General features: G+C 66.8%; 11 protein-coding genes. 4 read left to right on the top strand and 7 right to left on the bottom strand.

The window, feature by feature from the left end:
* Positions 1 to 83: 83 nt before the first annotated feature.
* Genes C7402_RS18565 through C7402_RS18550 form a run of 4 tightly spaced genes read right to left on the bottom strand, consistent with a single transcriptional unit; the run spans position 84 to position 5,575 of the window.
* Entirely contained in the window at positions 84 to 737 is a 654-nt protein-coding gene (locus C7402_RS18565) for a carboxymuconolactone decarboxylase family protein (protein ID WP_116611591.1), read from the bottom strand.
* A gap of 60 nt (positions 738 to 797) precedes the next feature.
* Positions 798 to 1,985 (bottom strand): CaiB/BaiF CoA transferase family protein, encoded by a 1,188-nt coding sequence (locus C7402_RS18560; RefSeq protein ID WP_112172283.1) that lies wholly within the window; start codon positions 1,983 to 1,985, stop codon positions 798 to 800.
* A 52-nt stretch (positions 1,986 to 2,037) separates the two neighbouring features.
* A complete protein-coding gene (locus C7402_RS18555) occupies positions 2,038 to 3,261 on the bottom strand; it encodes a CaiB/BaiF CoA transferase family protein (protein ID WP_116611590.1) in 1,224 nt (407 codons plus the stop codon).
* A 10-nt stretch (positions 3,262 to 3,271) separates the two neighbouring features.
* Positions 3,272 to 5,575 (bottom strand): acyl-CoA dehydrogenase family protein, encoded by a 2,304-nt coding sequence (locus C7402_RS18550; protein ID WP_116611589.1) that lies wholly within the window; start codon positions 5,573 to 5,575, stop codon positions 3,272 to 3,274.
* A 231-nt stretch (positions 5,576 to 5,806) separates the two neighbouring features.
* On the opposite strand from C7402_RS18550, the gene C7402_RS18545 reads away from it, so the two are divergent.
* Positions 5,807 to 7,144: an MFS transporter gene (locus C7402_RS18545; protein ID WP_116611588.1), complete on the top strand. Its 1,338-nt coding sequence runs from the start codon at positions 5,807 to 5,809 to the stop codon at positions 7,142 to 7,144.
* Between the two features lie 163 nt (positions 7,145 to 7,307).
* Positions 7,308 to 8,483, top strand: a complete 1,176-nt coding sequence (locus tag C7402_RS18540; RefSeq protein ID WP_116611587.1) for a porin — start codon at positions 7,308 to 7,310, stop codon at positions 8,481 to 8,483.
* A 59-nt stretch (positions 8,484 to 8,542) separates the two neighbouring features.
* Here the strand turns inward: C7402_RS18540 and C7402_RS18535 are convergent, their stop codons facing one another.
* Positions 8,543 to 9,466, bottom strand: coding sequence for an AraC family transcriptional regulator (locus C7402_RS18535; RefSeq protein ID WP_112172288.1), 924 nt, complete (start codon positions 9,464 to 9,466; stop codon positions 8,543 to 8,545).
* Between the two features lie 101 nt (positions 9,467 to 9,567).
* On the opposite strand from C7402_RS18535, the gene C7402_RS18530 reads away from it, so the two are divergent.
* Both C7402_RS18530 and C7402_RS18525 read left to right on the top strand, forming a co-directional pair.
* On the top strand, positions 9,568 to 10,317 hold the full coding sequence (locus tag C7402_RS18530; RefSeq protein WP_116611586.1) for an SDR family oxidoreductase: 750 nt from the start codon (positions 9,568 to 9,570) through the stop codon (positions 10,315 to 10,317).
* 51 nt (positions 10,318 to 10,368) lie between these two features.
* Positions 10,369 to 11,127 (top strand): SDR family NAD(P)-dependent oxidoreductase, encoded by a 759-nt coding sequence (locus C7402_RS18525; RefSeq protein ID WP_116611585.1) that lies wholly within the window; start codon positions 10,369 to 10,371, stop codon positions 11,125 to 11,127.
* Positions 11,128 to 11,209: 82 nt separating this feature from the next.
* Here the strand turns inward: C7402_RS18525 and C7402_RS18520 are convergent, their stop codons facing one another.
* Both C7402_RS18520 and C7402_RS18515 read right to left on the bottom strand, forming a co-directional pair.
* A complete protein-coding gene (locus C7402_RS18520; RefSeq protein ID WP_133254504.1) occupies positions 11,210 to 11,623 on the bottom strand; it encodes a hypothetical protein in 414 nt (137 codons plus the stop codon).
* A gap of 295 nt (positions 11,624 to 11,918) precedes the next feature.
* A complete protein-coding gene (locus C7402_RS18515; protein ID WP_116611584.1) occupies positions 11,919 to 12,365 on the bottom strand; it encodes a cupin domain-containing protein in 447 nt (148 codons plus the stop codon).
* Positions 12,366 to 12,385 lie beyond the last annotated feature (20 nt).

The raw sequence follows: 12,385 nt of genomic DNA, 5'->3' as shown, positions 1-12,385 counted from the left end.
CTCCGGGTCGTGTCGTTTGCCGCTCATGCGCGGCGCGTCCCGCTAGTGTAATGCAAAGAACCAGTGAACCAGACTACTGACCTTTACCGATCTTTTCCGGCCTGGGCGACGTCCGGGGAGGCCTCCTGCGCAGCCCACGCCGGCGCGAGGGTCGGCAACGACTCCTGCGCCGAATCCGCATGCGCGATGGGCGGCAGCGGCGCGCTCACGCCGTCCGGCAGCGGGATTTCGTGCACGTTGAGCGTCATCGAAACCAGCGTGTAGTAGCCGATCACCGCGCCCAGTTCGACCACGCCCACATTGCCCCAGCGCGCCATCACGCGCTGATAGACCGCTTCGGCCACGTTGCCCGACTGCTGCAACTGGCGCGCGAACTCGTAGATGTCCGCCTCCTCGGGATCGGCGAAGCGGGGCGGCTCGCCGGCCAGTATGGCGTCGAGCGCGGCCGGGTCGATGCCCGCGCGCCTCGCCGCCTCGGCGTGGATATGCCATTCGAGCTGGCTGTTCCAGCGACGCGCCGTGACGACGATGGCGAGTTCGGTCAGGCGCGCGGGCAGGCTCGTGCCGTAGCGCAGGATGGCGCCGAAGCGCTGCCAGCAATCGGCCAGTTCGGGCCTGTGCAGCGCCGCGCGCAGCGGGCCGACCACGACGCCACGCGGGCCGTCCACGACGGCGCGATAGACGCGCTCCTGTTCGGCGGTCATCGACTCGGGGGTAAAGAGGGGAATGCGAGGCACGTTCAGTCCTTCATGAAGCGATATTGCAAACGGTTAAGCGGAATTCTCACCATGAGGCGTTCAGAGGCCGACAATGCCCAGTTCGCGCAGCACCTCGTCCGTGTGCTGGCCGAGCGTCGGCGGCGCGCGGTCGAACGCCAGCGGCGCATTGCGCAGCCGGATCGGGCTCACGACCTGCGGCACCGTGCCCGAAACCGGATGCGGCAGATGCCGCAGCATCGCGCGATGCTTGACCTGTTCGTCGTCGAACACCATCGGAATGGTGTTGATCGGCCCGCAGGGCACCGCCACCGCTTCGAGCCTGGCGAGCCATACCGCAAGGTCGTCAGCGAGCAGCGCCTCGCGAATGATGGCGAGCAGTTCGGGCAGATTGCGCACGCGCTGCGCGTTGGTCGCGAAACGTTCGTCGTCGGCCAGCTCCGCGCGCGCAATCACTTCGCATAACTTACGGAATTGCCCGTCGTTGCCGACCGCGAGCACGAGATGCCCGTCACGGCATCGGAACACGTCCTGCGGCTGGATGTTCGGATGCCGGTTGCCGCTGCGGCCAGGCGCGTTGCCGGAGACGAGGTAGTTCATCGCCTGGTTGGCGAGGAAGGCGACCTGCACGTCGAGCATCGCAATGTCCACGTACTCGCCCTCGCCCGTTTCGGCGCGCCGCGCAAGCGCGGACAGCACGCCAATGGTCGCGTACATGCCCGTCATGATGTCGACGATCGGCACGCCCACTTTCTGCGGGCCGCCGCCGGGCGCGTCGTCGCGCTCGCCCGTCACGCTCATCAGGCCGCCCATTGCCTGGATCATGAAGTCGTAAGCCGCGTGCCCCGCCTTGGGGCCATCCTGGCCAAAGCCTGTGATCGAGCAATAAACCAGATCGGGCTTGACCGCCTTGAGGTCCTCATAGCCCAGACCATATCGCGCAAGCGTGCCGGCCTTGAAATTCTCCAGCACGACGTCGCAATGCAGGGCGATCGCGCGCACGGTCTCCTGGCCTTCGGGCGTCGCGAGATCGACGGCAACCGAGCGCTTGCCGCGATTCACCGCGAGAAAATAGCCCGATTCCTTCGAGGGCGCGCCGTCGCTTGCCGGGAGAAACGGCGGGCCCCAGCTGCGCGTATCGTCGCCCGCGCCTGGGCGCTCGATCTTGATGACGTCGGCGCCCAGGTCGGCGAGAATCTGGCCGCTCCATGGCCCCGCCATGATGCGGCTGAGGTCGAGTACGCGAATGTGAGAAAGGGGTCCTGTCATGTCGTTGGGGGCACGTGGCCGCAATGTTGTGATGATCGGGTCGGTGAGTCGCTCAAACGGTCCGCGCTTCGCGCAGCGCCGCGATTTCGTGCTCGTCGAGCCCCAGCAGTGCTTCGAGAATCTCGTCGGTGTGCTCGCCGAGCAACGGCGGCGCGCGGCGATACTGAACGGGCGTGCCGGAGAATTTCACGGGGTTGGCCACGAAGGGCATCTCGCCGATGGCCGGGTGCGCCATCGTGCGCCGCATCTCGCGATGCACGACCTGGGGGTTGGAAAACGCCTGCGCGAAATCGTTGATCGGCCCGCACGGAATGCCGTGCGCTTCGAGCAGATCGATCCAGTGGCGCACGGGTTGCGGCGCAAGCCGCGCCGCAATGAGCGCGATCAGTTCCGCGCGGTGTGCGGCGCGCAGCGGGTTGGTGAGGAAGCGTGCATCGGCGGCGAGTTCGGGCAACCCGATCGCCGCGCAGAACTTGCGGAACTGCCCGTCGTTGCCCACCGCGACCATCACATCGCCGTCGCTGCATGTGAATGCCTGGTAAGGGCACGTGATCTCCGAACTCGTGCCGAGGCGCGGCGGCTGCCGCCCGGAGGCGAACCAGTTCTGCGCCATGTGCGAGATCGCCCCGATCTGCGCGTCGAGCAGCGCGATGTCGATATGCTGGCCCGTGCCCGACACCGTATCGCGATGGTGAAGCGCGGCCAGGGTTGCCGCGATGGCATAGAAGCCGGCCGTGAGGTCCGAGACCGCGTAGCCCACCTTTTGCGGCCCGGCGCCGGGCGTGCCGTCGGGTGCGCCCGTCATCGCCATCAGGCCGCTCATCGACTGGAAGATCGGATCGTAGCCCGGCCTGCTGCTATAGGGACCGGTCTGGCCGAAGCCGCTGATCGAGCAATAAACGAGCCGCGGGTTCACTTCGCGCATGGCCTCGTAGCCAAGACCGTAACGCTCAAGATCGCCTGCCTTGAAATTTTCGATCAGCACGTCGCACTGCGCGGCGAGCTTGCGCACGAGCGCCTGCCCGGCGGGCTGTGCGAGATCGACGGTGATCGAGCGCTTGCCGCGGTTCATGGCCACGAACGATGACGTTTCCGAGGTCGGTTCTCCTTCGGCGTCACGCATGCGGAAGCCCTGGTGGCGCGTGTCGTCGCCATGCACGGGGCGTTCGACCTTGATGACGTCCGCGCCAAAGTCGGCGAACATCTGCCCCGCCCACGGGCCCGAAAAGACGCGGCTCATGTCGAGCACGCGCAGCCTGGACATCAGTTCATTCATGTGCGCTCCGTTACACGGGCAGACGCAGAACCTGGCGCGCGAGAATATTGCGCTGGATCTCGTTGCTGCCGCTGAAAATCTTGGCCGCCATTGCATTGAAAAGCGGAGGATGGATATGCACCGGCTGCGCGCCCCCGGCCACGGCGGCCTCGCCCATGGCCGACTCGGCGGCAGCCTCGTTGAGCAGCATGGCGACGCGCTCGTGCGTTTCGGTGGCCCAGATCTTGAGCCACGAGACTTCCACCGGCAGCGTTTCGCCGCGCTTGACCCGGTCCGCGAACCCCGCGTAGGCGCACACGAGATCCGCGACATCGAGTTGCGCGCTCGCGAATGCGTCAGCCCAGGCGCGGTCCGCCAGCAAGCCGCGCGATTCGGCCAGCTCGCGCAATTGGGAGAGCGCATGCTTCGAATGCTTCGGACTCCCGGAGAAAAGCCGCTCGAAGCCGAGCAGCTGCTTGGCGATGTCCCAGCCGCGATGCAGCTCGCCGACGAGATTCTCCGCGGGCACGCGCACATCGTCGAAGAAGACTTCGCAGAACTCCTCGTCGCCGGCAATCGTGCGGATCGGCCGCACCGTCACGCCGGGGCTTTTCAGATCGACCAGCAGGAAGCTGATGCCTTCCTGCTTCCTGCCGGTGTTGTCGGTACGCACGAGCATGAACATGTGCGTGGCGTCCTGCGCGAGCGTGGACCACGTTTTCTGGCCGTTGACAACGAACTCGCCGTCTGCGAGCTTTGCTTGCGTGCGCAACGATGCAAGATCCGACCCGGCGTTGGGCTCCGAATAGCCTTGCGCCCACACGTGCTCGCCGGAAAGGATCTTCGGCAGATAACGTGCGCGCTGCGCATCGGTCCCGAAGCGGAACAGAATCGGGCCGAGCATGACGAGCCCCTGATCGGGCGGCCGGCCGACGCCGTAGAACTCCTGCTCCTCGATCCATGCAATGAGTTTGTCCGGCGGCAGCGCCATGCCGCCAAAGGCCTTCGGCCACGCGGGCGCAATCCAGCCCTGTTCGTGCAGCGTGCGATACCACGGGGCGATTTCATGCCAGTGCAGGCGGCGCGGCGAATGGCGCAATGCTTCGGGATAGTGCTCCGCGAAGAACGCCCGCACCATCTGCCGGAATTGCGCTTCGGACATCGCCTCCCAGTCCGCGTCACGCGGGAAGCCACCGCGATACGCGTCAGCCGCTTGCGCCGCTTCGCCCGGCAGCAGCGCGGCGTAACGGGCCCGGTGCGCGCGCGCGTTGCCGAGCCAGGCAGCCTGCGCGAGCGCACGCTTGAGCCACGGGCCGATCGGCCCCTCCTCCGTGTAACCGATTGCGCCGTGCAACTGGACCGCGAGACGCGTAACGAGCAGCGCGGCATGAGCGGCGCGCGCCTTGACGCGGCTCGCCGCCGCGGCCAGATCGCGGCGCGCTTGCAGCGGCGTTGCCGCCGCCTCGTGCAGCGCCGCGGCCGCCAGTTCGGTCTGGATGTAACCGTCCGCTAAACGGTGCTGAAGCGCCTGAAACGAACCGATGGCGTGCCCGAACTGCACGCGCGTGCCGGCGTAATCGATCGTCGTCGCGAGCGCCGCGCGCGCAATGCCCAGCAACTCCGCCGACTGGGCGATACGTGCAATGTCGAGTGCGCAGGAGAGCGCGTCGAGCGCCTCGGCCCCTTCGATCAGCACCTGCGCCTGCGCCACCTCACAGCCACGCAAATGAAGTGAGCCAAACGACACGCCATCCACGCCGCTCGAACAGACAAGCTCGAGCTTGGGCGCGAGCGCCGACAACCAGACGAGCGCCGCGCCTTCGGCGCCGGTGGCGAGCACGATCCAGCCGTCCGCGCCCGCGAGCGGCGTGACGAAGTGCAGCGCGCCGTCGAGCACGAGCACGCCATCTTCGCGGCGATACCGCACGCCACGCTGCGCGCACGGATCGATCTGTCCGCACTCGCCTTGCCACGCTACGCCCGCCATCAACTCGCCGTTCACGAAGGCCTCGACCAGCGGCTGCGCCGCCTGCGCCTCGCTCACCGCGCCCAGCACCGCGCCCGCCAGCACGGCGCTTGCGACGAACGGCTCCGGCAACGCCGCCGCGCCAGCCTCTTCGGCAATGGCCACGGCTTCCGGCACGCCAAGACCGAGGCCGCCGGCATGCTCGGGAATCAGGATGGCGGTCCAGCCGGCTTGCGCCATTTCCCGCCACACCTCGCGCTGCGTCGCGCCGTCGCCGGCAAGCGAGGCCGCGCGACGGCGTGCGGGATCGCCCCGGCCGATCAGGTCTCTCGCACTATCCTTGAAGGCTTGCTGCGTTTCACTGTCCATTCGTTTTGCCCTTGCCTCATGCGTCACTCGGTGTGGCCGCCGACGTGAACCTGTCTGCGTGCCGCATTCACGCGTCGCATTGTGGACCGTTCGCCGCGTCGAGACTGCCCGTAAAAACCCTATAGGTCATGTTATTGACTTTTACGACTCAAAGTCCTTTAATGCGGCTGTCGCGGCAAGGCGTACCGCAAGCCGCCCGTTACAATTCCATTCGAAGAACAGGAGACGTTGGTGACCACCCAGACTTCCGCGCCATCCGGCACGCTTTCGCACGCCCGCCCCGACGAGGGCGCCGTCTACCGAAAGTTGCTCTGGCGCCTGATGCCGCTGCTCATGGCGCTCTACGTGGTGGCGTTCATCGATCGCTCCAACGTGGGCTTCGCGAAGCTGAGCTTCCTGCGCGACCTGGACCTCTCCGACGCCGTGTTCGGGCTCGGGGCCGGCATTTTTTACGCGGGCTACATGCTGTTCGAGATCCCGAGCAACCTCATGCTCGCGAAGATCGGTGCACGCAAGACCTTCGTGCGCATCATGGTGCTGTGGGCGATCTGTTCGGCCGGCCTCGCTGCGATGACGGGCCAGAACAGCTACTATCTCTGGCGCTTTCTGCTCGGCGCTTCGGAAGCGGGGCTGTTTCCGGGCATCCTGCTCTATCTGACCTATTGGGTTCCGAGCACGCGGCGCGCGCGATTCACCGCGCTGTTCATGGCGTCGATTCCCATTGCGGGCGCGATCGGCGCACCGCTCTCCGGGCTCATCATGCATACGCTCGACGGCGCCTATGGCCTGCGCAACTGGCGCTGGCTGTTCCTGATCGAAGGCGTGCCGCCGCTGCTGCTGGTGTTCGTCGTGCTGCGCTGGCTGCACGACAGTCCCGCCAAGGTCTCATGGCTCACGGCGGACGAGGTCGCCATCATCGAACGCGACCTGCGTGCCGACCGCGAGGCGCAAACGCCCGACGCCCACAAGTCGTTCGGCGCAGCGCTGCGCTCCCCGCGCTTCTACCTGCTGACCGGCATGGGCGTCGCGCTGCTCGCGGGCACGGCAAACGTGTTCTTCTGGCTGCCCACCATCATCAACAAAACCGGCGTGAACGATCTGTGGACCGTGGGCGCCCTCTCCGCGCTGCCCTTCGTGATCGGCTTTATCTGCCAGTACTGGGTCGCGCGCCGCTCTGACGCGCGCAACGAGCGGCGCTGGCACGCAGCCATCTCGGGACTCGTTGCCGCCATCGGGTGGGCCACGCTGCCGCTCGTCGCGACGAGCCCGGCGCTTTCCGTGGCAGCCCTCACGCTCACCGCCGCCGGCACGTTCGCGGCCATGGGGCCGTTCTGGTCGATGCCCGCGCTCTACTTGAGCAAGCAGGCAGCCGCGGGCGGCATCGCCCTCATCAGCACGCTTGCGGGTCTCGGCAGTCTCGTGAGCCCGGCGATTGTCGGCTGGCTCAATCAGACCACGCATACGCTTGCCGCAGGCCAGTACTATCTCGCCGCGCTCATGCTGATGGGCGCCGTCACCGTCATCGCCGTCGGCCCGCACGACAAGGTCCGCCGCAACAACGCCGGCTAACCACCGCGCCTGCGCCCTGGCGCGAGCCCGCTCAAGCGCGCGCTCGCGCCGCCTCCATTAGTACACCTTTTTATTTCATTGGCGCCGCCTTCGAGCGGCCTCGCCAGGGGCGCGGCTTTGTCCGCGCTCGCCAATACCAGGCTTCAAACCACGGAGACACACCATGAAAAAGAACTCGTCCACCCTGCTCGCGCTCGCCTCATTGGGGCTGTTCTGCCAGGGTGCGCATGCACAAAGCAGCGTGACGCTCTACGGCATCATCGACGTCGGCTTCAACTATCAGTCGAACGCCTCGGGCGGCCGCCTATTCGCCATGACGAGCGGCGTGAATCAGGGCAGCCGCTTCGGCTTGCTCGGCAGCGAGGATCTGGGCGGCGGCCTCAAGGCGATCTTCCGCCTCGAAAACGGCTTCGACGTCACCAACGGCAAGCTCGGCCAGGGCGGCCTGCTCTTCGGGCGGCAAGCGTACGTGGGACTCACGAGCCCCTACGGCACGCTCACGTTGGGTCGGCAGTACGACACATTGATCGACTTCGTGGGCCAGTATTCGGTGAGCAACCAGTGGGGCGGCTATATTTCCGCGCACCCCGGCGATCTCGACAACTTCAACTACAGCTACCGCAGCAACAACTCGGTGAAGTTCACGTCGGCGGACTACGGCGGATTTTCGTTCGGCACGCTCTACAGCCTGGGCGGCACGGCCGGCGACTTCACGCGCAACCAGATCTGGTCGCTCGGCGCAGGCTATAGTCATGGACCGTTTTCGATCGGCGCGGCCGTGCTCAGCGCCCGCAATCCCAACACGAGCCTCTTTGGCGGCAACTCGTCCACCACGGCAAGCGCCACGGCCGCGAATGCGACTTCGCCGGTCTACCGCGGATTCCTTTCCGCTCACTCGTATCAGGACATCGGCGTGGGCGCGTCGTACACGCTCGGCGCGGCCACCTTCGGCGCGACCTATTCCAACATCAGCTTTCGCGGCATGGGCGACACGTCGTCAGGCCCGAACCCCTCGGGCTACAGCGGCAACGCGACCTTCGACAACGCCGAAGTCAACTTCAGCTACAAGCTGACGCCCGCGTGGATGGCGGGCGTTGCGTACGACTACACGAAGGGCCACGCCAACAACGTCAACGAAGGCGCGACGTACCACCAGGTCGAGGCGAGCACGCACTACTACCTCTCCAAGCGCACCGATGTCTATCTTTCGGGGATCTGGCAGCACGCCTCGGGCACGGATTCGACCAACAAGCCCGCCGTGGCCGCGATCAATGTGCTCACGCCTTCGTCGTCGAACAGCCTGGTCGTCGTGCGGGTCGGCATGCGGCACAAGTTCTGAGTGCGAGGGCCCGGCGGCCGATGCCGCCGTCAGCAGCCCTTGGCGGCCTTTAGCGGCCCTCAGCGCCCCAGGCGGCCAGAGGCCGCCTGCACGTCGCGCGCATACTGCGTGGGCGGCCGCCCCACGTGCCGCGTAAAGGCCACGCTGAACGTGCTGGCCGAACTGTAGCCGACGCGTTGCGCGATCTCGGCGACACGGCCTTCGTTGCGGCGCAGAAGGTCCTTCGCGAGCGCCATGCGCCAGGTGAGCAGATATTCCATCGGCGCCACGCCCACGGCGCGGCTGAAGCGCTCGAAAAAGGTCGAACGCGAAAGCGCCGCCTGCCTCGCGAGTTCGGCAACCGTCCACGCGCGCGTCGGGTGTTCGTGCATGCCGCGAATCGCGAGCGCGAGGCGCCGGTCGGAAAGCCCGCGTATGAGCCCAGGCGACGCATGCGTTCCCGCCATGGACCGCAACGCTTCGATGAGCAGCACCTCCAGCAGCCGCGAAAGCACGACCTCGCGCGCGGGCCGCGCCTCGCGCGACTCGTCCCGCACCAGTTCCACGAGCGTGGCCAGCCGCCGCTCGCCCCGGACATGCACGATTTGCGGCAACAGCGAAACCAGCAGCGCCGCATCGGGCGAACCGAAGCTGCAATGCCCCGCCATCATGCGCGCGTCGACCGGGCGGTCCGCCGCGCCGATCCTGAATTCGCCGTTGCCAAGCGCGACGGGCGCGAGCGTTACGACGCCCGGCGGCGGCGGCACGAGGCTGGACATCGCGACGCCATAGGCCGCGGGAATCAGCACGAAATCACCCGACAGGAGCTCGATCGGCTCATGTCCGTCGATGGCGATGCGGCAGCCGCCTTCGAGGATCACGCAATAGAACGGCTCACCGGCATCGGAGCGGCTGATGCCCCACGGACTCGCGCCGAGCACGAGTTTGGAATACCGCGCAGCCGGTTGCAGCAGCGTCACGACTTCGGCGAGCGGATCGATCATCTCCGGACTCCTGCAAATGAAACTCGGATCTTTTATTGTAGCAAGTACAGTCTCGGCGATCTATCGTATGGGCACTCGCTAACCACTTAACCGGAGTTCCCATGCAAACCGTGCTGATCACAGGCTGTTCGTCCGGATTCGGTCTTGAGATCGCCCGCCTCTTCCTCGCGCGCGACTGGCAGGTCGTCGCCACGATGCGCACGCCCGACGCCAGCGTGCTGCCGCCTTCGGAGCGCCTGCGCGTGCTCGCGCTCGACGTCACGAATGCGCAGAGCATTCACGACGCTGTCGAGGCCGCGGGCCCGATCGACGTGCTCGTCAACAACGCGGGCTTTGGCGCCGCGTCGCCGGCAGAGCTCGTTCCCATCGCCACGGTGCGCGAGCTGTTCGAAACCAACACCATCGGCACGATTGCCGTGACGCAAGCGGTGTTGCCGCAGTTCCGGCAACGCAGGGCAGGCGTGGTCGTGAACGTCACATCGAGCGTCACGCTCAAGGCGCTCCCCTTGATCGCCGCGTACCGCGCGAGCAAGGCGGCCGTGAATGCATTCACCGAGTCGATGGCGCTGGAGCTCGCGCCGTTCGGCGTGCGCGCTCGCCTGGTGTTGCCGGGCCGCTCGCCCGAGACCCGCTTTGGCGACAACGCGCGCGCCCACATCTACGGCTTCGACCATGAGGCGTATGCCGATGTCGTCAAAAGCGTTCTCGAATCGTTTTCGGATACGTCGAGCCCGGTGACCTTTGCCAAGGACGTCGCGCAAGCCGTATGGCGCGCGGCGACCGACCCGTCATGCCCGATGCGCCTGCCCGCCGGCGCCGATGCCGAAGCCTGGGCGGCCGAGGCTCGCTGAGCCGCCCGCACCCGTTACAGCGCGACAGCGCAATACAACAAGGAGATTGTCATGCAGAACAAATCCGTCGCCCTCGTCACCGGGGCAAACCAGGGCATCGGCTTTCAGATTGCGAAGGAACTGGCGGCGCGCGGCCTCACCGTGCTGGTCGGCTCGCGCAATGTCGAGCGAGGCGAAGCCGCGGCCAAAGAGATCGGGCCGCACGCCCACGCGCTGGCGCTCGACGTGACGGATCAGGCTTCGATTGGCGCGGCGGCGCAGCGCGTGCGCAACGAGTTTGGGCGCCTCGACGTGCTCATCCAGAACGCCGCCATTTCGACCACGGGCCGCCGGGCCGGCCTGTCCGTCGAGGAGTACGCGAAAACGACCCGCCCCGCCAACGTCTCGCTCGATGAAATGCGTGCGGTGTGGGACACCAATGTGTTCGGTGTGCTCGCCGTGTACCAGGCGATGCTGCCGATCCTGCGCGAGACGCCCGGCGCGCGCATCGTCAACGTGTCGAGCGGCGTGGGGTCGCTCGCCGCCAATTCAGATCCGGCGTTCCCGTATCGGGCGATCTTCGGCCCGGTTTATCCGGCCTCCAAGACCGCGCTCAACGCGTTGACGCTCGCCATGGCCATCGAACTGGAACTGGAGGGCATCAAGGTCAACGCCGTTTCGCCGGGCTTTACCCGGACCAATCTCAATGGCTATACGGGCATCGAGACCGTGGAGGACGGCGCGCGCGAAGCGGTACGTGTCGCGATGCTCGGCCCGGACGGCCCCACCGGGACATTCACGCGCTGGGAGAATCAAACGATCCCGTGGTGATGGTGTCTTGCGCGCACGATCGATTTCACGAAGGATCACTAAGTAATTGACATCGACGATCGACCTGGGCGGCCCGCGTCGCTCAGGCGCTCGAAGCGCCAAAGCAGCAACCGCACGAACGCGCCTGCCCCAGGCGCAAGCGCCCGGCGCTCACCGTCGCCTCGTTGCCGCACTCGCACCGGCAGATCCACAAGCCATTGCCCGCGTAGCGTTGCGTCGTCAACTGGCCGAACACCTCGCCGCCGCGCAGCGCGGGCGACCCCGGCCGGGACCGCCATACGCGGCGCTGCTCGCGGCAGCCGCAGTCCCGCGTCTGGCCGCTCTCCACCGCATCCAGCCCGGCGCTCACATGGGCGCCGCACCGGCACTGCCAGAGCCAGACGTTCGCGCCGCGATACTGAAGCGCGACGAGATCGCCGAAGGTGCGACCAAGGACATCGCGACTCGGCGGAAAGGGCCATTCGGGTGGCAACGGGGGACGGATACGCTGGTTCACGAAAGGTATTTGGGGTTCGGCAGCCTGCTCTCAAGCGTCACCGCCCGCGACCCGCGCGGGCGTGGCCCGGCAAAGAAGGGACGGAACGGTCGCACAATGGACGCTTAGTGGTCACGTCGGGCCGGTGATTACGCTGAGTAGCCGATGAATCGCCGCCCGCTACGGCAAAGTGCATACGCATTTTGGCACACCCGGAGCTACCCGGCTTTCGTTCCAGATAGTGATAGCGGGCGGCCGGGTCTCACAGTGGCTGCCGAAGGGCGCAAGGAACCCGATCGCAGCGCCCCCCCTACGTTCACATCCCCACGATCACCTGCCGGTACTGTTCGCAGATACGGCGCACCGCCTCGACATCGTGCGGCACGGGCAGCGCCGCCATCGCGCGAAAGAAGGCGTCGTGGCGCGCCGGCGCGGCGACCAGCAGCATGCGCGCGTGGGCAGCCTCGCGATTGGTGAACCCGTGCACGTCGCCACGCGCAACCGTGACCACCGCGCCCGCCGACACCGTCTGCACGGTCTCGCCAGTGCGGAATTCGAGCGCGCCTTCGAGCACGACAAAGGTCTTGTCCTCGTCGAGCGAGCGATGCGCGGGGGCGCCGCCGTGCGTGCCGATGCGCATTTCCATCACGGTGTACGGCGCGTCGGCGCTGGGGGAACCGGCGTCGGGCGTGCCCGCTATCACGCGAGTCTGCATGTTGGCGAAGCACAGCGTGGCGGAGGGCGTGAAGATGGCGGTTTTCATTGGCGTTGCAAAGCGTGTTG

Origin of the sequence: Paraburkholderia unamae (assembly GCF_003096875.1) — a bacterium.
Taxonomy (GTDB): domain Bacteria; phylum Pseudomonadota; class Gammaproteobacteria; order Burkholderiales; family Burkholderiaceae; genus Paraburkholderia; species Paraburkholderia unamae.
This window is presented reverse-complemented; position numbering and strand designations above follow the sequence as displayed.